Raw genomic sequence first — 24,568 nt, 5'->3', positions numbered from 1 at the left:
CGCCACTCACGTTCGCTGCCCTTCACTCTCGACTGTCCTCGATGTTCCGGACACCGCCGAGGGCCGGTGCCCTGCCCGTGCAAATGCACGCCGTGAACACTGGACCGGGGCGGTATTCACACACTGGGGAGTACCGAGCCCCGGAGCTTCTGAGGACCACAAGAACTACCCCAGGAAACACCATTCGGGGTCAAACGGGATCCAACTCGCTAGAGCGTAACCCCTGATTAGGAGCACTGACAATAGAGGGTTCCCTTTCGGACAGATAATTTCGGTCAGGAGAGTAAACGATTAATGGCGAAGCAACAATTCATCCCGTCACCCCGCCTCAGCCGTGGGACACCCCGTGTGATACGCGAAAAGGCCCGGCGCCCGAGAGGCGCCGGGCCTGAAGCACCGGACGTGGGCCGGGATCAGCCGGCGTGCCGGGCCCGGACCTCGCTGATGTACCTCTCGGCGACCACGGGATCGAACATCCACGTCTTGTAGTCCGACGGGCAGTCCCATCCCTGAATCCACCGATCGGCGATCTCGGGAAACTCGGACGCCGCGTTCATGACGTTCATGATGTGCTCGGGCAGAGCCTGCTCGACCATCGACGAGGCGAACTCGGCCCACTCCTGGTTGTCCTGTCCGAATTCCCAGAAGCGGTCGAAGGCTGTGATCATGAACTCTTCGTCGAACACCTGGTCACCGCGTTCGATGATGCTCTCCAGGTAGGCCTCGGCACACCGTGTGGAGTTGTTCCAGCTCTGTCCCACGAACGGGTCCATGGTCACCACCACGTCGGCCATGCCGATGACCTTGCCGCCGGACGGCAGGGTCCCCACCGGGTTGCGCACCTGGGGGGTGAGGTCTTCGACGAGGGTGCTGCGGCCGTCCATCAGGACGGCGTCCTTGGCTCGCTCGAAGAACTCAGGGGCGTACTTGCGCATGAGGTCCTTCATGCGCCGCAGCTGCTCCTCGGGGCCCGGCCGGTCCGGCCAGGCGTCCATCGGGCCGCCCTTCTTGTCCACCAGGAGGATGTTGTGGGCGGGCCCCTCCTGGGTGAGCATCGGGAGCAGGAGGATGTTCCCGGCCTCCTCCGTCACCCCGAACCAGCCGATGTTCGCCGAGTCCCCCGTGTCCGGGGGCCACAGGTCGTAGACGTAGGCCTGGGCGAGAGCCCTGGGCCGCGTCCCGCTGAAGCGGCTGTCGTCGTAGTCGAAGAGCTGGCCCAGCTCGCCGTGGCCGACCGCGACGACGATCAGGTCGAACATCCGGGAGAAGTAGTCCAGGTCGGTCACCGTGACGCCGTGGATCACGACCTTGCCGCCCCGGTCCTCGAAGGACTCCAGCCAGTCGGCCATCTTCACCCGGCGGTCGACCGACACCGAGTAGCCGTTGCCGGGGTCGGAGCGCCCCTTCACGGCCATCACGGGCTGCCCCTCCCTGTACACGGCCAGCTTCTGCTCGCGGATCTGCGGTGAGAGCGCGCTCCAGAAGTCGAGGTCGAACTTGCGCTCGCACTCCAGGGCCGTGGGGAAGGTGAACTGGGAGATGGAGGGTTTGCCGGTCCTGATCTCCAGCGAGGACTGCCCCGTGATCACCGTGACGTCGTAGCCGTGGTTCAGGAGACCGTGAGCCAGGTGCAGGCCGGCGTGACCCGCGCCGACGATAAGGATCTTGCGCATGTTCGCTAACTTTCCTGGGGAATCTACGGGGCCGTGGGGAGGCCGAGGCCTCCCCACCCGTCAGGCGACGGGCTCGCTGGTGCGGTTGTGCTCCAGGGCGTACCTGAGAAGTGCCTTGAGCACATCGCCCCTGGACAGGCGGTTGCGGGCGTCGAAGTCGATGATCGGCACCTCGGGACTGACCTCCAGGGCCTCGCGGACCTGCTCGGAGGTGTAGTCGAGGTGGCCCTCGAACTTGTTCAGCGCCACGATGTAGGGGATGCGCTTGTTCGTCTCGAAGTAGTCGACGGCGTCGAAGGAGTCCGCGAGCCTTCGGCAGTCGACCACGACGACGGCGCCCACGGCACCGCGGACGAGGTCGTCCCACATGAACCAGAACCGGGCCTGGCCCGGGGTTCCGAACATGTACATGACCAGCTCGTCGTCGATGGTGATGCGGCCGAAGTCCATCGCGACGGTGGTGGTCGTCTTGTCGGGGGTGACCGAGGTGTCGTCGTGTCCGACGCTCGCCTCGGTCATGATCGCCTCTGTCGTGACCGGGGGAATCTCCGACACCGAGCGCACCAAGGTCGTCTTGCCGGCGCCGAAGCCACCGGCGATGACGATCTTGCTCGACATCTTCTTGCGATTCGACCGCTTGTCACTGGAAAAGTCGTTCGAGACCACGAAGAGCCCTCTCCAGAACCTGGTTTTCCGATGGACTGCTGCCGGTGATGGTCGGGTGGATGTACACGAGGTCCTGCTCGGCCAGGTCGCTGACCAGTACCTGTGTGACGCCCAGGGGGATGTTCAGCTCGGCCGACACCTCGGCGAGCGACCGGGTCTCCCGGCACAGTTTGTAGATGTTGATCGACTCCGGCATGAGGGTGCCAGGAGGTTCCTGCCCGGGCTCGGACGTCGAGACCAGGGTCTGCACCATCAGCGGATGCCGTGACCGCGTCCGCCCACCGGTGAAGGTGAACGGGCGGACACGGTTACTCCTTCGCCTGCGGAAGCTCATAGCCGCAGCAACCTCATTCCTGCCGAACCGTCACGGGTCACCCTCGTCAGTTCTGGATGACTTCGCGCAGCTGCGAGCGCAGCTGCGGCGTGAGAACGTGGGCCACGTTCTCGACCAGCTTGGCCATCTGGAAGCCGACGAGCTTGAGTTCCGTGCCGGGGGCGGTGAGGACCGCCATGCAGGAACCGTCGCTGATGGCCATGATGAAGAGGTGGCCGTGGTTGAAGCGCACGAGCAGCTGCTCGCACTCACCGCGCTGGAACAGTTGGGCTCCACCGACCGCGAGGCTGTGCAGACCGCTGGCGATGGCCGCGAGCTGCTCGGCGTGCTCCTCGGGGAAGTCACTGGAGTGGGTCAGGACCAGGCCGTCGGACGAGACCACCACGGCGTGCTCGACGCCCCGCACGTCCCGGACGAACCGGTCGATGAGCCACGAGAAGTTCTCCACGCTGTCGTTCACGGATTCAGTCATCGTTGTGTCCTACCTGCCTCGGCCGAGTATCGGGTTCGCTGTGTACGGAGGGTGTGCGTGCACACCGGGGGGTGCTCCTGTGAGCCCCTGGGGAACGGTGGCGTCACTTGTCGTCGCCCTCGATCTCCTCGCCCTCCAGAGCGGCGCGCTCCCCTTCGAGGAAGTCGCCGAGCTCGTCGCGGATCTGCGCGGCCCTGGCCTCCCCCGTCAGCTTGGGCGGGGTGTCGGCGCGGCCCTTGGGGGGTTCCGTGACCGTCCCGGGGCGCGGCATCCTCCGCAGGGGAGAGCCGTGCGGGGTGGCGCTGCGCCGGGGCAGCCCGGCCGCGGTGACCGCGGAGGCCGCGCCTTCCTTGGGGGCTGCCGCGGGGGCCCCGTTCGCGCCGGTGCCCGGGATGGGCCGGGGGGCCGCCGGGGCGACGGGGGCCGCGGGGGCCTTGACCGTCGGGATCGTGGACGTGCGCGCCTGTCCGGGCGTGCGGGGGGTGGCCACGCGCAGCAGCTCCTTGGGGATGATCGCGTAGGCGCTCACCCCGCGGAAGGACCGGGATTCGAGTCTGGTCTCCAGCCCGTGCTTGATCGCGATCCGGCTCGCGACGTAGAGGCCCATGTGGCGGGGCACCTCGTCGTCGAGGACCGGCTGACCGCCCAGGCGGGCGTTGAGCTCGGCCAGCTGGTTCTCGGGGATGCCCACGCCCTCGTCCTCGACGACGATCATGAGGCGGCCGTCGTCCATCTCCTGGCCGCTGATCACGACCTGGGAGTGCTCGGGCGAGTTGGCGGTGGCGTTGTCCAGCAGCTCGGCGAGGAGGTGGCTGATGTCGTCGGCCGCCATACCGGTGATGGAGGTCTGCGGGAGCTTGCCCAGGCGGACCCTGGGGTAGTCCTTGATCTCGGACGTGGCCGCGCGGGCGACGTCGAGCAGGGGGACGATCTCGTCGTGGGCGTCGGACTCGCCGCCGTCGTGTCCGGTGAGCACCAGGAGGTTCTCCCCGTTGCGCCGCATCCGGGTCGCGAAGTTGTCGATCTGGAAGAGCTTGTCGAGCAGGTCGGGGTCCTGGGCGTCGGTCTCCAGTTCCTCGACCATCTCCAGCAGCGCGTCCACGAGCGAGAGGTCGCGCATCGCCAGGCCGGCGAGCGCCTCGTTGAGGAGGGTGCCCTGCTTGCCGCGCAGCGCGGCGATCTCCTCGACGAGCGCGGCGCGCTCGGGGAGGTCGCTGGGGGCCTCCGGCTGCGCCGGGGCCCGCTCCTCCTCGGGGGCGGCGGCCGTGCCGGGCTCGGAGGCCTCGATCGGGGCGGCCGGGGCCCCGGTGACGGCCTTGGGCTCGGGCTCCGCGGCGACCGCGGGGGCGGGCGCGGCCTCCTCCACGGCCCTGGCCCGCTCGGCCGCCCTGTCCTCCCGCACCTCCTCGGCGGTGGTGCGCCCGGCGTGCTCGGCCAGCAGCGCACTGGCGGACTCGGTGGTGATCACCTGCGGCTGCTGCCCGGCGGCGAGCACGATGACGTGCTGGACGGGCTGGCCGTAGGGGTTGTACTGCCCCGGGTAGAAGACCGGCTGGCCGTGGAGCACGTAGCCGGGCGGCTGGAAGGGCATCGGGTAGGGACTCGGGTAGGCGACCACGGGCTGCTGCGGGTACGGCGCCGGGTAGGGCGCGTGCTGCGGCGGCACGGGCTGGCCCTGCGGCGGCGCGTAGGCGCCGTACTGCGGGGGCGGCGGGGGCGCGTAGGCGTCCTGCCGGTGCGCCGGGTAGCCGGCGGGGGCCTGCGGGTGGGGCTGGTACTGCTCGTGCCCGGAGTAGCGCGGCTCGTAGGGGTTGCCGTACTGGCCGCCCCGGGGGGCCTCGCCCTGGTACTGGCCGGCCTGCGGGGCCGGGCCCTGGTGGCGTCCGTCGCCCTGGTAGGGGGCCGCGTACCGGCCGTCGGGGGGCTGCGGGGCCTGGCTCCGGTCGCCCGGGTACTGCTGGCCCGCGCGCGGCGCGTCGCCGTACCGCTGCTCGGAGTAGCGCTCCTGGACGGGCGGCTCGTGCGGGGCGCTCGGCTGCTGGTAGGGGGACGGCGCCGGCGCCTCGGGGCGCTCCGGCTGCGGGGCCTGGGGCCGCTCCGCCCGGGGCTCGCCCGAACCGGCGGAGGGCTGCTGGGGCCGGTCGGCGGGCCGCTGCCACGCCTCCTGGCCCTGCTGCGCCGCCTGGGGGGTTCCCGTGCGGGGCTCGGGCCATCTGGTCTCGGAGGCGGGGGCCTCCTGGCGCTGGGGCTCGGGGGCCGGTGTGTGCGTCGCAGGGGCCTCGGGCCGCTCTGCGCGCTCTGGCGAGGAGGAGGTGTCGGTCATGGTGTCCGTCGTGGCGGGGATGTGCGGGCTGCGCGGTTCGGGCTCGTCGAGCCCGACGCCGCGCCACTGCGTGACCGGGGTGGCGCCGGTGTCGACGTCGTCGACGTTGCTCACCCGCCGGGTCGTGTAGGGGTTGGGAGCGCTCGCCCTGGATGCGGGGCGGTATCCGTTCTCGGCCGATCCCGAGAAGGGCCCGGTGGCGGCGGTGTCTGTCACGGGCGGGAGGGTGTCGCCGCCGGACTCCGCCGTCTCCTTGGCTGCGGGAGCGGCACCGGCAGTGTGCTGGCCGCCTTCCCGGTCCGACGTGCGGCCGGGGGTCTGCGAGTGCGGATGCACGGGATGATGCACGGGATTTCCTTGCTCGGTCTCCGGTGACGGCGGTTCCTGGACCCTGACCATCCGGGAGATGGCCCTGCGGAACCTTCCTTCTCGTTTGGCTCCTTGCCCGTCCTCCGTCGACATCATCGGTCCGTCCCCGCCGGAGCGGGGGCCGGAGCTGTCTCGCGGTGACGGCGCCTCTGCCACAATCTCGTCTCCTCGAATCAGGTGGGCGGATCGGCGGCGGCCCCGCACCACCGCCCCTGAACTGGGAGGTGGCCGCGTCGGAGGCCGAGAGGGCGCACCCGTGGCAGCCGGGTGCCCCCTGCACCGGAGGAACGCCTGGACGAGGGCGGAGCACCCCCGTGCGCGCGGGGACCAGACGGGTGCTGACGCCCAATCCGGCCACAAGTATGCATGCCCCGCACAATTCCTGTACTTCCACCGAGAACCGTCGTTCGGTTCGTCAGACTAACAAAGGTCTCGCGGCTTGGCAGACGAATCGGGGAAGCATCGGAAAGGCGGCAGGACGGACGCTCCTGACGTGCGAGAACGCCGCACATCGTACACCAGATCACTTTTGAGAAGCTTGTGGGCATTTGCCCGATTCGCTCCTCGCAAGTACATGTCCGCACGGTTCCACACGCTTGGCCCGGCGCGTCCGATAGAGGCTGTGACCAGCACGGACACGACCCTGGAGGACTGGTCGTCCACCTGCGCCGACCGATGGGCCACCACCCTCGCCGGTCCCGACGATCTTCGTCACACACAACCCGGGGCGGCAGCGGTACGCGGGACCCGCCCGCGGCGGGGGTGGACCGGGGATGCGGTGCCCCCGGAACCGCCTGCCGAGGAGCGTACCCGCACAAGGCGCTCCCGGCACACCGGGGCGGCCCACCCGAACGACGCACCCCCCGCCGCCGGGGAGGCGGCGGAGGCGGAGACCTCGCGAGCGGGTGGGCGCGAGAGAGTGCCGAAAGGTGCGAAATCCTCCCTCACGCCAACAACAGACAGACCGGAAAATGCCGCACAATCTGACCGAATCCTGGACGGCAATGGTGTGGACGCAACCTGCGGGAGCGCGGCGGCGGCGACCATCGCGACTCCGCGTTCCTCCGGCGGGGCAGCGGAAGAGGAGCCACGGGCCCGTCCGGCGCCCGGCCCTTCGCCACACACCGACCCGAGGCCCCCTCATAAGCCCTGAGCTGGGAATCCACCACGACTTCAGGCCGTTTCGAGGGCAATTCCGAGCCTCCCGGGAACGGTGTTCGCGGTGCTCGTCGGCGATCGGGGAGAAAATCCCGGAACGCGGACGATTGCGTAGGCGAAGGGGCCTTGTCGCCTCCCTTCCGCCGACGTGGCGGGGACCGCCCCTCCCCTCGCGCACGCGTAGGAGCGGTCGGCATTTCACGAAGGGCGGGGACGGGCCCGGACCCGTCCCCGCCCGCCTCCGGCGCACCGCCCGGAGGCGGGCCGGTGCGGGCAGGCCGCACCGGCCCGACGGCTACTCCTCGACCGGCGCCAGGTCGCCCTGGATCAGCGACAGGATGACGTGGTTGTCCTGGTACTGCTCGTTGTTGGCGGCCGGGTGCTCCTTGTCGAAGGACTGCACCCGCACGCCCTCCACCGCGGGGGCCAGGTACTTGTACGTCCAGATGGGGATGCGCGGCAGGAGTTCGTTGAAGACGATGGCCATCGTCTTCAGTGCCTCCGTCTGCTCCTCCTCGGTCTCCGCCTGCTTGGCGACCTCGACCAGCTCGGCCAGGTCGACCTCGCCCTGGGAGGGGCTCTCCACGTTGAGGTCGAACGACTGGCCCGGGGACTCCTCGGTGCCCGAGTTCTCCAGCAGGAAGTTCATCTGGAAGGCCCCCCAGTAGTCGGGGATCTCCGGGTTGCCCCAGTGGCGGACCGCGACCTCGAAGTCGCCGGCGCCCCAGATGCCCCAGGGGTTGTCCTGCGGAACGTTTCGGGCGGTCGTGGTGATGCCGAAGTCGTTCCAGGCCTCCTCCACCTGCGTGGCGGTCAGCTCGAAGTCGCCCCAGCCGGCGACGCCGATGATCTCGTAGCTGGCCGGCTCGCCCTCGGAGGTGTGCCAGACGCCGTCCCGCCTGGTCCAGCCCGCCTCCTCCAGGAGTTCGGCGGCCCTGTCCAGGTCCTGGTCGTAGCGCTCGAACCCGGCCAGTTCGTCGGCGGTGAAGATCTCCTCCGCCTGGAGGTCCACCAGCCCCGCGTAGTGCTCGACCCGGGTGTAGCCCTCGCCGCGGGCCACCTGGCCGACGGTGTCGCTGTCGAGGATGTGCGCGAGGGCCTTGCGCACCCGCACGTCCTGGAGCTCGGGCTTGGCGGCGTAGTTGAACATCAGGCCGCAGCCGTCGTAGCCCGCGTGCTCGATCCAGGTGAAGCCCTCCACCCCCTGGAACGCCTGCTGGTCGGCGGCGGAGGGGGCGAGGGTGGAGTAGTCCACCTCGCCCTGCTGCACCAGGAGGGCGGACTGGCGGTTGTCGCCCTTGTGGATGACGACCTCGTCGAACAGCACCTCCGTGCCCTGGTAGCCCTCCTCGTTGCGGACCAGGGTGATCCGCGCGTCGGACATCTGCTCCGGGTCGAAGCGGTACGGGCCGCTGCAGATGATCTCGTCGGGGTTGAACTCGATGAACTCGGCGTTGAACTCCGTGTGCTCGTCGTCGCCCTGGCGGACGCCGTCGGCGACCATCTGCACGGCGCGCTCGCCGAAGTCGGCGTAGGTGGTCTTGCTGACGATGCGGTGCTTGATGATGCTGCGCTCGATGTTGGGGAAGGGGTCGTCGAACCCCAGGCGCACGCTCACCGCGTCCAGCTGCTCCAGCTCCTGGACCTGCGGGAAGCCGACGCCCCACACCGGGGCCTCCAGGACGCGCATGGCGTAGCTCTGGATCATGTCGTCGGAGGTCAGGTCGGTGCCGTCGCTCCACCTCAGGCCCGAGCGCAGGGTGACGATCAGGTTGTCGCCGTCCCACTCGGTGCCCTCCAGGAGCAGGTAGTCCCACTCGTGCGTGCGCCAGTTGTAGATGCCGCCCGTGCACAGGAACAGGTCCTTGTAGACGGAGTTGAGCAGCAGCGCCCCGTCCTCGACGTGGACGTTGCGCGTCTGGGAGTCCAGGTCGTAGTCGAAGACGCCGGTGAACTGGGTGGCGCCGCTCGACGCCCGGTCACCGCCGGCGCAGGAGGTGAGCAGGCCCGCGCCCGCCGCTCCGGCCGCGCCGAACCCGACCGCGCGGAGCAGGCGGCGCCGGCTCAGGTCCCGCATGAGGGGGTTGTCCGAGGGGGTGAAGGTCATTCTTGACTCTTCCTTTCCAGTAGGACGGCGATCAGTCCGAGGGAGAGCACGGCGAGGCCGATCACGACGGTGACGACGCTTATGACGAACTCGGCTGAGCCGGGGGGATTCAGTACGGCGAGGAGGGCACTGGCCAGGGTGAGGAACGCTCCGGCCAGGAGGGCGAAGCGGCCGACGAGGAGGAGCACGTCCTCACTCCCCGGTGACCACGTGGCAGGCGAGCAGGCGGTCGTGGCTGGGCACCAGCGGCGGTCGGAGGGTGTCGCAGGCGCCCTGCGCGTAGAGGGGGCAGCGCGGGTGGAAGTCGCAGCCGGGCGGCAGGTCGGTGAGGTCGGGGATGTCGGCGCTGCGCAGCCGGACCCGCTCCTTGGTCCAGGCCAGGTCGGGGTCCGGCTCGCACACGGCGGAGACGAGGGCGCGGGTGTAGGGGTGCCGGGGGTCGTTGACCACCTGCGGCGTGGGGCCGTGCTCGACGACCTTGCCCAGGTACATGACGGCGATCTCGCCGTCCCACGCGAAGTACTTGGCCACGGCCAGGTCGTGGGTGATGAACAGGAAGCTGACGCCCAGCTCGTCCCGCAGCTTCCCCAGGGTGTTGAGCAGGCTGACGCGGATCGACACGTCCAGCATCGAGGTGGACTCGTCGGCGATGATCACCTCGGGGTTCATCGCGAGCGCACGGGCGACGGCGACGCGCTGGCGCTGGCCGCCGGACATCTGGTGCGGGTACTTGTCGAGGTAGTCCTCGGCGGGGGTGAGGTCGACCCGCTCCAGGAGCTCGGTGACGGCCCGGCGGGCCTCGTGGCGGTCCTTGACCATCTTGTGGCGGCGCAGTCCGGCGGAGACCGTGGAGTAGACGGTGCGCACCGGGTTGAGGGAGGCGTAGGGGTCCTGGTGGATGTACTGGACGGCGCGGCGGAACACGGAGCGCTCGTGCTTGTCCATCGCGGCGACGTCCCTGCCCCGGAAGAGGACGGAGCCCGCGGTGGGGGCGGCGAGTCCCGCGGCCATGCGGGCGCTGGTGGTCTTGCCGCAGCCGGACTCGCCGACCAGGCACAGCACCTGTCCGGGGCGAACCTCCAGGTCGACCCCGGCGACAGCGGGGACGTCGCCGCGCGGGGTGCCGAAGACCTGGTGGACCCCCTTGAGGCTGAGGACGGGCGGGGCGGCCTCGCGCAGGGCGGCGGCCTCCGTTGCGGCCTCGGCGGACGGGCCGCCTCCGTCCGGTCCCCCGGCGGCGGGGGCCGCGCGGTCCGGCCGGGGCGCGGGTGCGGTGCGGTCAATCACGGGTGGCCCCCTCGAGGAGTTCGTGGGTACGCAGGCAGGCCGCGGCGTGGCTCAGCCCCTCGGCGCGGGTCCGGAGCACGTCCAGGGTGGGGCGGGTGTGCGAGCAGGCGTCGACGGCGTGCGCGCAGCGCGGGGCGAAGGAGCAGCCCGGCGGCAGCGCGGTGAGGCTGGGCGGTCCGCCCGGCAGCGACTGCGGGACGGTGAGGTCGCCCGCGACGGGCGGCACGGAGTTGATCAGCGCCGACGTGTAGGGGTGGCGGGCCCGGTAGAAGATGTCGCGGGTGGTGCCGGTCTCGATCATGCGGCCCGCGTACATGGTGCCGACGCGGTCGGCGAGTTCGGCGGCCAGGCCCAGGTCGTGGGTGATGAAGACCATCGCGAACCGCAGTTCGTCGCGGAGTTCGGCGAGGCGCTCGACGATGGAGCGCTGGGTGAGGATGTCCAGCGCGGTCGTGGGCTCGTCGAGGATGAGGAGCTGCGGCTTCAGGGCGAGGGCGAGCGCGATGAGGGCGCGCTGGCGCATGCCGCCGGACAGCTCGTGGGGGAAGCTCCCCAGGACGCGGGCGGGGTCGAGCCGGACCGTCGTGAGCAGGTCGGCGGACTGCTCCAGGATCTCCTTGCGGGGGCGGCGCCGTCCGCCCTCGTGGGCGCGGAAGGTGTCGAGGAAGTGGTCCTCGATGCGCAGCACGGGGTTGAACGCGTTCATGGCGCCCTGGAAGACCATGGCGGCCTCGTTCCAGCGGAACCGGCGCAGGTCCTCCCGGGCGAGGGTGCGGACGTCGACGAGCCGGCCGTCCTTACGGCGGAAGAGGATCTCCCCCGAGGAGACGACGCCCGTGCGCGGGAGCAGCCGGAGCAGGCCGAGGCCGAGGGTGGTCTTGCCGCAGCCGGACTCGCCGACCAGCGCCATGGACTGGCCGGGGTAGAGGTCGAAGGAGACGTCGCGGACGGCGGTGACCCGGGTTCTGCGCCCGGTCCGGTAGCCGACGTCGACGCCGCGGACGGAGAGCAGCGCCCCTTCGGCGGGGCCTCCGGCCGGGGCCTTCCCGGCGGCCGGGGCGGCGGGGTGGTCGGTCACTGGGCTCACCTGTCCCGGAGTCGTGGGTTGAGGGCCTGCTCCAGGGACCGGGTCATGGTGACCAGGCCGATCTGGAAGAGCATGATCATCACCATCGGGGCGACCAGGAACGGGGCGGCCTGCGGCAGCAGGAAGGCGTTGTTGTCCCAGGCCTGCTGGATCATCAGCCCCCAGTTGGCGGCGGTGCTCGGCAGGAGGCCGAGCAGGTACATGCCGACGACCGCGTAGATGGCGTTGGTGATGGCGATGATGAAGTTGATGAAGATGTAGCCCGCCATGTTGGGCAGCACCTCGACGAAGATGATGCGGGCGGTCCCCAGGTCCTGGAGGCGGGCGGCCTCGATGAACTCGCGTTCCTTGAGGGTGAGCACCTGGGCGCGGATGGACCGCATGAGGTAGGGCCAGGTGACGAGGCCGATGATGAGCGAGACCATCAGCGGGGACGCGGCGCGGTAGAACGAGGCGATGACCAGCATGAGCACGATGAACGGGATGGTCATCGTGATGTCGGTGAGCTGGAGCAGGAAGTGGTCGATGCGCCCGCGCAGGTAGCCGGCGAGGCTGCCCAGGACGACGGCGATGGCGACGGTGATGAGGGCGGCGGTGAAGCCGACCCAGATGGGTTCGCGTCCGCCCAGCACGAGCTGGATGAACGTGTCCTTGCCCTCGTGGTTGGTGCCGAGCCAGTGCTCGGACGTCATCGGGCCCCAGATCTTGGTGACGTCCGTGGGGTTGTCGGTCTCGATGAGCAGCGGGCCGACGAAGGAGAAGAGCAGGACGCTCAGGACGAGGCAGAGCCCGACGAACCCGCTGGTGCTGCGGGTGATGCCCTGCCAGATGGCGCCCCAGACCCCGACTCCGGGGGCGGCGGTGGTGACTGCCATGGTGCTGTCCCCCTGGTTCTAGTCGCGGATGCGCGGGTCGAGGCGGCTGTAGAGCATGTCCGCGACGAGGTTGGCGGCCACCACGCACGAGGTGATGATGATGAGCAGGCCCTGGAGGAGGGGGTAGTCGCGGTAGTTGACCGCGTCGAGGAGGAGTCCGCCGACGCCCTTGTAGACCAGGACCTGTTCGACGAAGATCGCGCCGCCGACGAGGGTGCCGAAGGAGATGGCGATCTGGGCGACCAGGGGCAGCACCGCGTTGCGGCCGACGTAGGCGACGGCGATGCGCCGGTCGCGCAGGCCCCGGGCGCGGGCGACGGTGACGTAGTCCTCGCCGAGCACCTCGGTGGTGGACGCCTTCATGACGAGCATCCAGGTGCCGATGATGGCGAGCACGTAGGTGAGGATCGGCAGCGAGGCGTGGAAGAACGCGTCCCCGACGAACTCCAGGTTGAACCCGGCCTGTACGCCGGGGCTGACGGTGCCGCGCAGCTCGATGGGGTTGAACCAGCCCAGGTACATGCCGCCGCCGACGACGAGCACCATGGCGATGAGGTAGTTGGGCACGGCCCCCAGGACCGAGGCGGCGACGCTGAGCACGTGGTCGAGGAACTGGTTGCGCCGGTAGGCCATGACCATGCCGAGGGCGAGGCCCAGGACCACCGCGATGACGGTGCCGACGCCGATGCTGAACAGGGTCCAGGGCAGGTAGGCGCCGATGGCGTCCATGACGCTGACGCCGGGCCGGTTGATGGTGTTGCCCATGTCGAACGTGACCAGGCCGACGAGGAAGTCCCACCACTGCTGGTAGAGGGGGGCGTCGACGTCGTAGGCCAGCGAGTTCATGGCGACGGCGCGGGCCTCCTCCATCGTCATGCCGTTCTGGGTGAGGCGTCCGGCCATGACGTCGATGGGGTCGCCGGGCATCGCGCGCCCGAGGAAGAAGGTGACGTTGGCGACGACGAACACCACGACGAGGGCCTTGCGGACCTTGACGACGGCGTAGTGGTTCCAGATCCGCCGCAGTGGCGGGGCGGGGGCGTCGGTGCGCGCCGATGTGGCGTCCCCGGCGCCTGGTGGCGGGGAGGCCGCGATTTCGGTGGCCACGGGGCTCCTTCGAGCAGGGGGTGCGGCTGGTGGTCTGGGGGCACCACCTTTTATTAGGAAAGTTTCCTAATAAATCGACACCGTAACCCGAGGGGCGTGGCATGCACCACCCCCGTGACCAAACGGCGCCTTCCGCGCGACATGATCGGCATCACAAAGCGAACAAACAGGAATAAAACAGCTCATTACCGACAGTCCGTACGCACCAACGCGTTGTGCTCTGCACAAAAGTGGCCAGGTCACAGCCCTGGGATCCCGCCGGTTCGGCCCCGTCCCCGGCCCCGTCGGCGCGGAGGCGTCGACGGGGCCGACGGGGCCGGGGTGCCACCGGGCGGGCCGGTGGTACCGGGCGGGTCAGCGGGTGAACACGTAGGGGCGCAGGCCGCCCGGCACCCCGGAGGGATCGACGTCGAACTCCGCCCAGACCCGGGTGCCCAGGTCGGCCCAGGGGGCGAGACGCAGGTGCCCCCAGCGTCGGGTGAGGTTCTCGATGAGCAGGAGGCCGCGCTGGCCCTCCGCCTCGCCCCACTCGTCGTCGGTGCGTCCGTGCGGGACGGCGGGGACTCCCCCTCCCCCGCCGGAGTCGCTGACCGAGAACAGCAGGGTGTCGGCGGACGTGAGGGACAGCGAGCGGATGACCTCGCCGCCCTCCGCACGGCCGGAGTCGGTGTACTTGACGCCGTTGGCGAAGAGCTCGCTGGCGCACAGGACCACGGTGTCGACCAGGTCGGGGTCGAACCCGGCCAGGTCGGCGGCGAGGTCGGCGCGGACCCGGGCCAGCCGGGAGAGGCTGCCGGGGTAGAGGCGGTGCTCCCAGAAGACGAGGGGGCGCGGTGCGTCGGCGGGCGTCGGGGGGGTCACGCGGGCACCCCCCGGCGGTCGCGCCGGGCGGCCGGGACGCGGTGGGCGGAGGGGGCTCGGTGGGCGGCCGGAACGCGGTGGGCGGAGCGGGCGAACCCGTCGAGCGTGCGGGGAGCCGGAAGGGGTGCCGGACCGCCCGCCGGGACGGGCGTCCGGACGGCGGGGCCGGTGCGGGTCCACTGCCGCAGGCGGGCGTCGGCGCGGGCCTGGACCAGGGCGAGTTCGCGTTCGTGGGCCGCGTAGTAGGGGCGGACGAGGACGGTCTCCCCGGCGGGCGCGGCCTCGCTCGGCGGTGCGGGCGGGCGGGACGCGGGGAGGTCGGGGCGCACGGGGCGCGTGGAACCGGCGGGCCGGAGGGGCCGGGCGGAGGCCGTGCCGGCCGGTGCCGGAACGGCCGGCGGCGGGGCGGCCGGGAGCGGGGCGTAGCGGCGGACCCGCGTGGAGCGGCGTCGGCGGCGGAGTGCCCTGGCGGAGTGGCGTCCGCGCGAGGGGGTGAGGAGGGCCTTGGCCGCCCCCAGCGCACAGCTGAGAAGGGCAGCGCTAAACTGGCGCATGCTGGCAATTTCCTTGCGTTTGAAGGGTTGAAGGTTGCTGGCCACGGCCCCGGACGGCGATTAACCGTCGCGGGGTCATTGTGTGGATGGAGTTGTGGGGCCAGAGTAGGGGCAGGGGTGGGGTGGCGGCGTGCTTTTTCGCGAACTACCCCGGGGTAATATGCGGGTCGCCGCGTCACCGCAGGTCGGAGGATGACCAGGGGGTCCGAATCAGGACACCGACCCCTGTCTGGATAATCCGCAATGCCGGAATTGATGGCTTTGATGGAACGGCGCGGTTTCCCGTGCGGGAGTTCGAACGGACGGCCGATGTTCGGGGCACTCCCCCTGCGCCGCGAGTTCCCGTGCCGGGGCGTGCGCCTTTCACGTGTTCGCGGTGCGGTGGTGGTGCCAGTGGCGGATCGCGGCGCCCAGACAAGCGGTGTCGGCGGCGTCCACCTGTGCGCGGGCGGCGTCCAGGCGGGCCTGGGCTGCCGCGACCTGTTGTTGGGCGGCGATCTGGGCCAGGCGCGCCAGCCCCGCGGCGGCGTCGGCCGCCGCCCGCTCCCGCTCGCGCATCGCCGTGTGCGCGCGGTGTTCGGCGTGCTCGGTGTAGGGGCGCAGGAGCGGGGTCCCGTCGCTGGACGGCGCGTTCACCCTGGTCCCTCCCCTCTCAGGGCTGGTGCGGCTGGGTGCGCAGGGTGGTGATGAGGTCGCTGATGCGGGCGGCGGCGGTGGGGTCGCCGTGGGCGGTGGCCAGGTCGCGGACCTCTTCCAGGGCCACCAGGACGGCGCCGTCGCCGCGCGGGGTGGTGAGCAGGGCGTTGATCTGGGTCTGGGGGTAGCGGCGGTGCCCGCCCAGGGTCTTGACCGAGGCGAGGCGGCCGTCCTTTTCCCAGCGTGTGACGGTTTTGGGGTCCACGCGGAACAGGCGGGCGACCTCGCCGGGGGTGAGCAGGGCGTCGGCGTTCTCGACCAGGTCGGGCAGGGGTGCGGTGGGCACGGTGGTTCTCCATCAGCGTGTGTTTGTCGGTTGTGGGTGGTTGATGGCAGGTGAGACGGGGGCCGGGGCCGGTCCGGGGAAGGACGACCGGCCCCGGGACTGAGGGGCGGGGCCGCCGGCCCCCCTTATCGGCGGCGGCCCCGCAGCCCGGTGGTGGTGTTCCACCGGGCGGGGAACCTCCGGGCGCAACGGTGCCGCCCGGAGGGGGATTTCAGGGGGAGCGGCCGGAGGCGACCGTGCGCACCACGTGCCGCATCTGCCGGGACAGCCGGTCGGGATCCGCGTACCGCAGCGGGGCCACCCGCGCAGGGCCGAGGTAGAACGCCACCCACACGCGCAGGGAGTAGGACCACATCACCACCCAGTACGGGGCGTGACGGCGGGCGAGGGCCTCGGCCAGGTCCCGCTGGTCGCGGTCGTGCCCGGGGTGCCACCTCACGGATTCTCGACCACCGCGCGCACGGTCAGCGGCCCCGCCCCGGCGCCCTTCCACGCCCAGTTCCACTCCCAGTACACGGCCAGGTGGTCCACCAGGTGCAGCCCCGGCAGCGGGCCCTGGCGGGGATCGCCCAGACGCGGGTAGGGAATGACGGTGTCGCCCCGGGGGCCGTTGTCGGTCACGGCCACGCCGACCAGGAACGGGTTGACGTCGACGACCACCCGCACGGTCCCGCCCGGGTCCCCCGAGCGGGAGTGTTGACGGGCGTTCGACACCAGGGCCTCGGCCACCAGGAAGACCGGTTTCCTCGCCCGGCGGGGGACCACGGTGGGCACCCAGGCAGCCAGGGCGGTGCAGCCGCGCTCATGGCCCAGGAGGATGCCGTGCCGGTGGGGCTCGCTGAACCCGATCCGGTGCGGGTACGGCACAGCGGGTTCGAGGTCTGCGCTGTCCAGACCCGCGTCGGGCCTCACCGAGCCGCCTCCATGATCCGCTCACGCAATTCCTCGGCTGTGGCCGCCGACAGCCGGGTCGGGGCACCCTCGGTGTCGATGCGGCGGGCACACCAGTCCCTGTTGGTTCGTTGCGCGCTCAGTGCTCGCCAAATGGTCCACTCGCCCGCGAACTCTCCCTGGAGAGCGTTCATCCTTTGGGCATCCGGGTCAGGGACGGGCTCGGGCCAGGGTCCATACAACTGTGCGCTGTCGGAACGGCGGGGCATTTCTCCTCCTGCGATGCGATGAAGCAAACGCTACGGAGAGTCATGAGAAGTGACCAGGAACATGCATTCCGGTTCCATGGAGAACAAGAAGGCGACCGGCACGAGCATGCCGGTCGCCTTGACTGGCCGCGACTACACCGCGCTGCCCACGCTCTCCCCGAGAACGCCCCGAAGCTGTCGCATCTCCGCCGAGGGCCGTGCGGCGTCCGCCTCCAGACCGGCCACCAGCGAGGCCCCGAAGCGCTGATGCCGGAACCACTCCTGGCCGCCGATCCGTACCGCCTGCACCGCCACCCTCTCCGCCTGTTCCCGCTGGCGTCGCATCCGCAAGCTGGCGGCCACGTTGAGCAGGTGCCGCGCCCGCTGGATCGGCAACAGATCGTCGGCCTTGATCTGTCGGTGTGCCTCCAGAGCGACCTTCGGTGACTCGGTCGCTGTGTGGATGTGGGTGGTCTGCACCGCCACCTGGGAAGGCCCGAAACTGACCCAGTAGTCGTGCCGGTCGGCCCTCATCAGAGTCGCCCCGGCGCAAGCTGCCGCCAGGTACTCGTCCGCCCGATCCCGGTCTCCGGCTCCCCCTGCGAGGACTGCGGCATGCATCATCAGCCCACCCCACGCGGTGAGTTGGCGCGGGTCCGTCTTCGGTGACATCGGCGGAGTGATCGTGTCCGCGACCTTCACTGCCAGCTCCTCGGCATCACGGTAGCGGGCCGTATGCAGCATCACCCACGCGTAGGTGCCGAACATGGTCGCCCCCCGCCATTCGTCCGAGTCCTCCTGGGCGGAGGCGATGGCGCGCTCCGACGCGGCCATGGCCGCGTCGGTCTTGCCGGTGTGCACGAGCAGGCACGCCGCGAGCTGCCAGGTGTGCGACAGGGGACCGGCGACATCGTTGGCACTGGTGGCGGCCAGGGTGGTGCGGCAACGCGACAGCAGACCGGGCAGCTCTGCGGCCAAGACCCCGAATTCGCCTGCGAAGTAGGCCCCGTAGCACCGTTCCACATCTCGCCACAGTTCCGTGACGGTGGACGGCTCCCCGGTGACCTCGGAGGGCATCCCGGGCAGGAACGCAGGATCGTGGAGGGCGTTGCGGACGGCGAGGACCGAGGCTTCACCGACGTGGCTGACCCGGTTGGTCTTCCCGGTCATCTCGCTTGGATCGACGTCCATCGCCTGGGAGAGCTTGACGATGGTGCGCCAGTGGAAGTCGTTCTTGGCGGCGTTCTCGACCGCGCGCACGGTTCGCACCGACAGGCCGGACACTTCCGAGAGGTGCTCCTGGGACCAGCCGAGTTCTCTGCGGCGAGCCTTGAGCCTGGCACCGATCCTGGTGATCTCGTCCATGTACAGCCCCGTCCTGTGGCGATCAGGCATCCACCGGTCAGCATAAGACGGGGTCTCATCGTTGTCAGGGCCGCGACGGTTCTGTGACCGCTCGGTCTCCGGCTCTCCCGGAAATCCGACCCGTCATTCACTATTGGCTCCCGGCCACGATCGCCTCAGCCGTCCGAACCGCGCTGTGTGTCGGGCACGGAATCGAGTTCTGCATAAACGTGGTCGTCCTGCCGACCGTGCTCTCGCTACGGTCGACGGACCGCCTACGGCGAATCACGCGCAGGTAGCCTCACCTCATGTGTTGCCGGAAACCCGAGGAGACCGATATGACGGTAATCCCCGACCGCGAGTTCCAATCTGTCCCCACACCCGACGAGGGTTGGCGCAAGAGCAGCTACAGCGGTGCTCGCGGGGACTGCGTCGAGGTCAAAGGGACCTTGGTCGGTTGGCACAAGCCCAGCTACAGCGATGGTGGCGGCGGTAACTGCGTGGAGGTGGCCGAGAGCGAGAAAGTCCTGGTCCGCGACACCCAAAACCGGAACTTGGGGCACCTCGAATTCGCCCCAGACGCATGGGGAGCCCTGTTGGGAACCCTCGCCGCAGAGTAAATGAATCGGACCCCACCAGGTCTTATGGTGAGGTCCGGTTTCGTGTTCAGCGGCGCCAGGCTAACCCGGGTGCGCAACACACCACCAGGACCAAAGACCCCAGCCTCCTACCGTGCGCCCAGGTGCCCCGCCCACGTCTCAGCAGCCACCAGCATCGCCTTCAACCACTCCTCCTCCGGCCTCATCTCGACCAACCACTCGTGCAGGCGCACGTCGGCCCGGGCGAACGCCCTCGCGCTCTCCGGCGAAGACGCCTTCCACGCCTCCAACTGCCCCACCCAACCCTCGGCGGACTCAGGGGAGTGGTGGGCGGCGACGAGTTGGACAGCCAGGTCCGTGGGCATGATGACCGGCGCCCCGTGCGTGGGCCACGCCCAGTCCAGGAGCCACGTCCCGCCCTCGGAGAGGAGGAAGTTGTGTCCGTGGACGTCGGTGTAGGTCAACGAGTCCCCGCGCAGAAGAGCCTTCTCCTCCTCGGTGGCGAACCGGTCCCACCGGGTCTCCTCCCAATCCCGGGCCACAGCGGGCAGGGGGATCTTCGACACCCTGTTCAGGGCCCCCACGACCCGGCCCAGATCGGACGAGCCCGGCAGGAAGTCGGCCGGGCGCCCCTCGACGGCGTCGAAGCCCATCACGAACCAGTGCTCGTCCTCGGCCTGCCAACGCATCGTCGGGGTGACGTCCCGGACGAACGGGTTGATGGTCGCTTCCCGTTTGGCGGAGTCCAGGCGCCCGCCGAGCCGGTTCGGTACCCCTTTGACGAAGAACTCGCCCTGCTCGCTGCTGATGATGGCTGTGGTGCTCCAGCTGTGCCCTTTGTGGACGGGGCGTGCCTGACGGATGTCCCCGGTGTGGGGGCGGATGAGGTCGGTGAACGGGAGCACGGTCCCCTCAGCGGCGGGGTTCGCACACGCTTCCGGGGCCTCCGGGGAAGCACCAGTGGTCTGGTTCTCAGGTGATGATGGTGTGTTCGTCATCGTCGTCTCGTCCCTTGGCTTCAGTGGCCCGGGAGGTACGTGGTGGATCGGACACGACAGTGGTCCTCGCGGCTCAGGTTCCAGAACCCACACCACGGTAGCCACGGCACTGCTGGGACCGCAGGGGAACAAGGAAACAGGCCGACACCTCCACACGGGCGTCGCCCCCTCGGGTTCCGACCGGACCGCCGGTCCTCAGGAGGCGGCGCGGTTGAACTGCAGTCCCCCGGAGGCGCCGGGGTCTCCTTTGCCGAAGAGGATCGCGCCGACGACCTGCTGCGCGTAGGCGACGTGCGGGAGGTCTCCGAGGTCGTGGGCGGCGGCGGGTGCGGCGGACGCCCCCAGGACGACCGTGCTCAGGGCGAGGGCGGCAAAGGTCCGGCGCATGGGACTCCTCAGTGGTGCAGTGATCGGTTCCGACACTCGCGTTGATCCCCTGCCCGGGAGCACAACAACCCTGTGACCTGCGAAGAAGAAAACCGCGGCGTCTCCCCGCCGCCGGATCGGGTCGGCCGGCGGGCCGACACCGTCGGCGCGGACGTCACTGTCCGCATCCGGCCATGGGCCGGATCCATGACATTCGTCAATGTTGCACACGTACGTCCGGTTCGTACCGTGGTGCCTCCGAAGCACACGACCCCGTTCCCCCCGGAACGAGACCGAAAGCGGAGGCCACCCCTGTGCGCCGAGCACGCACGATCCCCTTGGCCGCGAGCGTCCTGACGGCCGCCCTCACCACCTCCCTCGCGGCGGCGTCGCCCGCCGCGGCCGACCCCGCCGCCCCCGCAGACACCGCCCTCGCGCAGTTCTACGACCAGGACGTCGCGTGGGCCCCCTGCACCGAGGCCGAACTCCCCGGCCTGGAGTGCGCCGACATCGAGGTCCCCCTCGACTACGCGGACCCCGGCGGCACGCGCATCACCGTGGCCGTCAGCCGCGGGACCGCCGACGACGCCGAACGGCGGCGCGGCATCCTCCTCACCAACCCCGGTGGCCCCGGAGGCCACGGGCGCGCCGCCCCCCTCTCCCTCGCGGACAACCCCGCAGCCGGCTGGGCCCTCGGGGACACGCGTGCGGCCGAGGTGTACGACATCATCGGCATGGACCCCCGCGGCACCGGCGCGTCCTCACCCCGCGTGGACTGCGGTGCCGGCCCCCTGCCCTTCTTCACGCGCCCGACCGACGCCGAGTTCTCCGCCATGACCAGGGCCGCGGTCGACTACCAGCGCACCTGCGAGCGCACCCAGGGCGACCTGCTCCCGCACATGAGCACCGCGAACACCGCCCGGGACATGGACGTCATCCGCGCCGCGCTGGGCGAGGAGAAGCTCAACTACCTGGGCGGCTCCTACGGCACGTACCTGGGTGCGGTGTACGGCACCCTCTTCCCCGAGCGGATGGACCGCAGCGTCCTGGACTCCGCCACCCGCCCCGAAGGCGTGTCGCGCGACGCCCTCATGGGCCAGGCCCCGGCCTTCAGCGCCAACATGGACCGGTACGCGGCCTGGCTCGCCGAGCACGACGACCTGTACGGCTTCGGCGCCACCGCGGAGGACGTACGGGAGACGCTCGACGCCACCTCCGCGCGGCTCCGGGAGGAGCCGCTCGGCCAGGACTCCCCCATGCCGGGGTACGAGAACAACTTCTTCGACATGGACATCGGCTTCCACGCGCGGTTCCAGGCCTCGTGGGACGCGTTCGCCTCGTTCCAGTGGTTCCTCGTCAACGACGAGCCGCTGCCCGAGGGCTACGAAACCCTGAGCATCGCCTACAGCTCTGTGGTGGGCGACACCTTCACGCCGGACCTCCAGACCGCGGTCCTGTGCGAGACGGAGTGGCCCGGCCGGCTCAGCGTGTACCGGGAGGACAGCCGCGTGTACCGGGAGGAGCACCCCTACGGGAGCGGCGCGGGGTGGGCCTCCCCCCACCCGTGCGCCTTCAGCACCGTCGACCGGCCCGAACCCGCGGTCGACGCCGAGCGCGACGGCTACCCGCAGGGCCTGGTCATCGCCGGTGAGCTGGACGCCAACACCCCCTACGAGGACGGCGTGGCCATGGCCGAACGCCTGGACAACCCGCTGGTCACGGTGGCCGGGGACGGCGGGCACGGCTTCTACCACTCCTTCGGCCTGCCGTGCGTGAGGGACGCCGTGGACGCCTACCTGGTGGACGGCGAGGCCCCGGCCGACGTCACCTGCCAGGGCCTTCCGCCCGCGGAACCGGCCCCGGCGGCCGAGACCGCCGAGGCGTTCGCGCAGGAACCGGCCGAGCCCGTCGCCCCGCTGCTCCTGCCCGCCACGGGCGGCGCCGGGGTCTGACCGGGGCCGGTCCCGGGGGCGGCCGGTGACCTCCTCCGGAGAACGCGAACGGCCCGCACCGTGCGGTGCGGGCCGTTCGTCATACGGTGCGGACCGGGACCGGTAAGGGCCGGGTCCCGTGCTCGTCGTGCGCCTGCCGGAGGCATGTCCGGGGCCGCGGACGAGGTCCGCCGGGAAGGATCCTGTGCTTGTCGCGGGGTTCGTCGCAGTTGCCCGCGACAAGGACAGGAGCCGGGTCGTACCGCCGGACCGGAGCGCTGTCCGGTCCCGGCTCTAGTAGGCGGCGCCCGCGAGGGTGCCCTCGACCTGGCCGGCCATGTCGTAGGCCAGGCAGAGGACCTCGCGGTCACCCAGGTTCCAGCCCTCCTCGACGGGGTACAGCGGCGTGTAGTCGATGCCGGACTCGGCGTAGGCCATGCCCACCCAGGCGTCGAAGGCGTCGAGGCAGATGGTGTTGGCGGCCTCCTGGACGGCGGTGTCGCCCGGGTAGTCGCCCGACTCCGCGATGTCCTCCACGTGGTAGACCTCGTAGTCGTGGGGCTCGGCGCAGTCGATGATGGGAACCTCGGAGATCTGGTCGTCCGTGTTCTGCGTCATCTCGTTCAGGCAGTCGCCCAGACCGACGTTGAAGACGTCCGTGTCGGAGGCGCCGGCGGGCTCCTCGGACTCCACGGGCTCCGGGGCGGGGGTCTCGGTGGACTCGGTGGTCTCGACCGGTTCGGGGGAGACCTCGGCCCCGCCGGTGAGGGCGGGGGGCAGCAGGGGAAGCTGGCCACATGCGGAGAGGGACAGCGAGGCGCCGACGGCCAGGATCCCGATGGTGATGCGGCCGAGCAGCGGGCGGCGCGTTGCGGACATGAGTAGTACTCCACCAGTTCGAGGGTTGCTTGCTACCGACTTGGGGGAGGGTCGGCGACATGTATCAAGATGCACGTGACACGGAGAAGGTTTCAGCCCAAGAAGGGGCGAATCAGAATTTTTAGATTCTCCGGTCGCGACGTGCTCTCCATCGCCGCAGGTGAACAGCGGCGCGGGGCGGCGCGGGCTGGAGCAGGGCCCGTCACCGGAGGTGCGCGGTACTCGCGGGTCCAGCGGGTCTAGCGGTTGGCGCCGGAGAGGGTGCCGGTGACCATCTCACCGCTGGTGGTCAGGTAGCAGGCGACCTCGCGGTCGTCCATCTGGTTCCAGCTCTCCTCGGTCGGGAAGAGCGCGCCGGCGTAGATCTCGGACTCGTCGTAGGAGACGCCGACGAAGTCGGTGAAGTTGTCCCCGTAGCAGATCTCCTCCGTGGAGGCGTTGACCGACTCCGTGCCCGGGAAGTCGCCCTCGGGCAGGTCCTCGGTGTAGTAGACCTCGGCGTCGTGCTCCTCGGCGCAGTCGACCAGGGGGACGTCGCTGACCTCGCCCGTGGCGAAGGCCGCGTCCATCTCGGACTCGACGAAGCAGTCGCCGACGCTGATGTCGAAGACGTTGCCGCCGCCGATGAGGGAGGTGATGGCGCCGCAGCCGCTGAGGGCGAGGACGGAGCCGAGGGCGAGCGCGGACAGACCGGTGGCGCGCAGGACGGGGGAAACAGACATGGGGATTCTCCGGGGTTGGTACAAGGGGTTCTTGCCTCTCCGAGAGAGGCGGCAGAAACGCAACATTTCCCCACCAGGGGATTTATGTCAATCTCATTAGGGAGGTCACCCCATGAGGCCGAACGGTCACGATGCGCACTGCCTGAGCTGCGATGCCGTGGACCCAAGGGGATCTCGGGCACCGAACGCAGGAGACCATCCGGCTACGACAGTTCGAGGTGCCGCACATCACCACCGACCGCCGCCGGAAGCGGCGAACGACCCCCCGAAAGGGACGCCGTTCCGCACGGGACGCCAGGGCACAGAATGCGTCAGCGCGAATTCGGGGAGTAGGGAAAGGAGGACGCGAAAAAACAGGGAAAGGGCGATCGGCGAATTCGGTCCCGGGAAAGCACGAGACCCCGATCGGAATCGATCGGGGTCTCGGATCGTGTGCGTCATCAGGGACTTGAACCCCGAACCCGCTGATTAAGAGTCAGCTGCTCTGCCAATTGAGCTAATGACGCCTGTCGTCCCGCGCGGGCTCTCGCCCTCGTTGCGACGGATTGAACTCTACCGGAACCGTGGAGCACTCCGCGCCTCCGAGGCCCCGATGTGGGGCACACCACCCGGCGGAGCCGGGGACCTCGGAAGCGGTCGGCCCCGGCGGGAGGTGATGCCTCCCGCCGGGGCCGACCCGCTGTGCGTCATCAGGGACTTGAACCCCGAACCCGCTGATTAAGAGTCAGCTGCTCT

At 70.2% G+C, this 24,568-nt stretch carries 23 protein-coding genes, 1 tRNA gene and 1 pseudogene; 2 read left to right on the top strand and 23 right to left on the bottom strand.

What is annotated here, in order from left to right:
* Positions 1–413: 413 nt before the first annotated feature.
* The 18 genes and pseudogenes from ABZ234_RS29845 to ABZ234_RS29760 all read right to left on the bottom strand — a co-directional run bounded on the left by ABZ234_RS29845 (position 414) and on the right by ABZ234_RS29760 (position 18,359).
* Positions 414–1,673, bottom strand: a complete 1,260-nt coding sequence (locus tag ABZ234_RS29845) for a styrene monooxygenase/indole monooxygenase family protein (RefSeq protein ID WP_267946179.1) — start codon at positions 1,671–1,673, stop codon at positions 414–416.
* Between the two features lie 60 nt (positions 1,674–1,733).
* Positions 1,734–2,291 carry an ATP/GTP-binding protein gene (locus tag ABZ234_RS29840; RefSeq protein WP_355014232.1) on the bottom strand — a complete coding sequence of 186 codons (558 nt, stop codon included), beginning with the start codon at positions 2,289–2,291 and terminating at the stop codon, positions 1,734–1,736.
* A gap of 22 nt (positions 2,292–2,313) precedes the next feature.
* Complete coding sequence (locus ABZ234_RS29835; RefSeq protein WP_082768466.1) at positions 2,314–2,673, bottom strand: DUF742 domain-containing protein; 360 nt, start codon at positions 2,671–2,673, stop codon at positions 2,314–2,316.
* Between the two features lie 46 nt (positions 2,674–2,719).
* A complete protein-coding gene (locus ABZ234_RS29830) occupies positions 2,720–3,145 on the bottom strand; it encodes a roadblock/LC7 domain-containing protein (protein ID WP_267946182.1) in 426 nt (141 codons plus the stop codon).
* 103 nt (positions 3,146–3,248) lie between these two features.
* A complete protein-coding gene (locus ABZ234_RS29825) occupies positions 3,249–5,684 on the bottom strand; it encodes an ATP-binding protein (RefSeq protein ID WP_355014231.1) in 2,436 nt (811 codons plus the stop codon).
* A 1,606-nt stretch (positions 5,685–7,290) separates the two neighbouring features.
* A complete protein-coding gene (locus tag ABZ234_RS29820) occupies positions 7,291–9,102 on the bottom strand; it encodes an ABC transporter substrate-binding protein (protein WP_355014230.1) in 1,812 nt (603 codons plus the stop codon).
* Positions 9,099–9,290, bottom strand: coding sequence for a hypothetical protein (locus tag ABZ234_RS29815; protein WP_355014229.1), 192 nt, complete (start codon positions 9,288–9,290; stop codon positions 9,099–9,101). Before ABZ234_RS29815 ends, ABZ234_RS29820 begins: the two co-directional genes overlap by 4 nt.
* A 4-nt stretch (positions 9,291–9,294) precedes the next feature.
* Entirely contained in the window at positions 9,295–10,281 is a 987-nt protein-coding gene (locus ABZ234_RS29810; RefSeq protein ID WP_355014234.1) for an ABC transporter ATP-binding protein, read from the bottom strand.
* A 100-nt stretch (positions 10,282–10,381) separates the two neighbouring features.
* Positions 10,382–11,467 carry an ABC transporter ATP-binding protein gene (locus ABZ234_RS29805; RefSeq protein ID WP_355014228.1) on the bottom strand — a complete coding sequence of 362 codons (1,086 nt, stop codon included), beginning with the start codon at positions 11,465–11,467 and terminating at the stop codon, positions 10,382–10,384.
* Between the two features lie 5 nt (positions 11,468–11,472).
* Positions 11,473–12,351 (bottom strand): ABC transporter permease, encoded by an 879-nt coding sequence (locus ABZ234_RS29800; RefSeq protein WP_355014227.1) that lies wholly within the window; start codon positions 12,349–12,351, stop codon positions 11,473–11,475.
* Positions 12,352–12,369: 18 nt separating this feature from the next.
* Positions 12,370–13,458, bottom strand: a complete 1,089-nt coding sequence (locus ABZ234_RS29795) for an ABC transporter permease (RefSeq protein WP_355014226.1) — start codon at positions 13,456–13,458, stop codon at positions 12,370–12,372.
* A gap of 354 nt (positions 13,459–13,812) precedes the next feature.
* Positions 13,813–14,319 carry an ATP-binding protein gene (locus ABZ234_RS29790; protein ID WP_355014225.1) on the bottom strand — a complete coding sequence of 169 codons (507 nt, stop codon included), beginning with the start codon at positions 14,317–14,319 and terminating at the stop codon, positions 13,813–13,815.
* Entirely contained in the window at positions 14,316–14,873 is a 558-nt protein-coding gene (locus tag ABZ234_RS29785; protein ID WP_355014224.1) for a hypothetical protein, read from the bottom strand. Before ABZ234_RS29785 ends, ABZ234_RS29790 begins: the two co-directional genes overlap by 4 nt.
* 363 nt (positions 14,874–15,236) lie before the next feature.
* Complete coding sequence (locus ABZ234_RS29780) at positions 15,237–15,509, bottom strand: hypothetical protein (RefSeq protein ID WP_344098274.1); 273 nt, start codon at positions 15,507–15,509, stop codon at positions 15,237–15,239.
* 157 nt (positions 15,510–15,666) lie between these two features.
* Positions 15,667–15,831: pseudogene (locus tag ABZ234_RS29775) on the bottom strand (BldC family transcriptional regulator); the annotation flags it as partial.
* Between the two features lie 235 nt (positions 15,832–16,066).
* Complete coding sequence (locus ABZ234_RS29770; protein WP_355014223.1) at positions 16,067–16,294, bottom strand: hypothetical protein; 228 nt, start codon at positions 16,292–16,294, stop codon at positions 16,067–16,069.
* Positions 16,291–16,767 (bottom strand): ATP-binding protein, encoded by a 477-nt coding sequence (locus ABZ234_RS29765; protein ID WP_355014222.1) that lies wholly within the window; start codon positions 16,765–16,767, stop codon positions 16,291–16,293. The genes ABZ234_RS29770 and ABZ234_RS29765 overlap by 4 nt, the downstream gene beginning before the upstream one ends.
* 380 nt (positions 16,768–17,147) lie before the next feature.
* Positions 17,148–18,359 carry a helix-turn-helix transcriptional regulator gene (locus ABZ234_RS29760; protein WP_355014221.1) on the bottom strand — a complete coding sequence of 404 codons (1,212 nt, stop codon included), beginning with the start codon at positions 18,357–18,359 and terminating at the stop codon, positions 17,148–17,150.
* Positions 18,360–18,676: 317 nt separating this feature from the next.
* On the opposite strand from ABZ234_RS29760, the gene ABZ234_RS29755 reads away from it, so the two are divergent.
* Positions 18,677–18,958: a DUF397 domain-containing protein gene (locus ABZ234_RS29755; protein ID WP_355014220.1), complete on the top strand. Its 282-nt coding sequence runs from the start codon at positions 18,677–18,679 to the stop codon at positions 18,956–18,958.
* Between the two features lie 107 nt (positions 18,959–19,065).
* Here the strand turns inward: ABZ234_RS29755 and ABZ234_RS29750 are convergent, their stop codons facing one another.
* Both ABZ234_RS29750 and ABZ234_RS29745 read right to left on the bottom strand, forming a co-directional pair.
* The gene (locus ABZ234_RS29750; RefSeq protein ID WP_355014219.1) at positions 19,066–19,842 is read right to left on the bottom strand and encodes a protein kinase; all 777 of its coding nucleotides are present in this window, start codon (positions 19,840–19,842) and stop codon (positions 19,066–19,068) included.
* A 288-nt stretch (positions 19,843–20,130) separates the two neighbouring features.
* Positions 20,131–20,322 carry a hypothetical protein gene (locus ABZ234_RS29745; protein WP_355014218.1) on the bottom strand — a complete coding sequence of 64 codons (192 nt, stop codon included), beginning with the start codon at positions 20,320–20,322 and terminating at the stop codon, positions 20,131–20,133.
* Between the two features lie 317 nt (positions 20,323–20,639).
* On the opposite strand from ABZ234_RS29745, the gene ABZ234_RS29740 reads away from it, so the two are divergent.
* The gene (locus ABZ234_RS29740; protein ID WP_355014217.1) at positions 20,640–22,253 is read left to right on the top strand and encodes an alpha/beta hydrolase; all 1,614 of its coding nucleotides are present in this window, start codon (positions 20,640–20,642) and stop codon (positions 22,251–22,253) included.
* A 273-nt stretch (positions 22,254–22,526) separates the two neighbouring features.
* Here ABZ234_RS29740 and ABZ234_RS29735 read toward each other — a convergent pair whose 3' ends face one another.
* From ABZ234_RS29735 to ABZ234_RS29725, 3 genes are all read right to left on the bottom strand, one after another.
* Complete coding sequence (locus ABZ234_RS29735; RefSeq protein ID WP_355014216.1) at positions 22,527–23,111, bottom strand: septum formation family protein; 585 nt, start codon at positions 23,109–23,111, stop codon at positions 22,527–22,529.
* Positions 23,112–23,350: 239 nt separating this feature from the next.
* Complete coding sequence (locus tag ABZ234_RS29730) at positions 23,351–23,833, bottom strand: septum formation family protein (protein ID WP_344184924.1); 483 nt, start codon at positions 23,831–23,833, stop codon at positions 23,351–23,353.
* 433 nt (positions 23,834–24,266) lie between these two features.
* Positions 24,267–24,339 (bottom strand) — tRNA-Lys (locus ABZ234_RS29725).
* Between the last annotated feature and the right edge of the window lie 229 nt (positions 24,340–24,568).

The organism is Nocardiopsis sp. NPDC006198 (assembly GCF_040613895.1).
Classification (GTDB): domain Bacteria; phylum Actinomycetota; class Actinomycetes; order Streptosporangiales; family Streptosporangiaceae; genus Nocardiopsis; species Nocardiopsis tropica.
The sequence above is the reverse complement of the archived record's forward strand: the minus strand, read 5'-3'. Positions and strand labels throughout refer to the sequence as shown.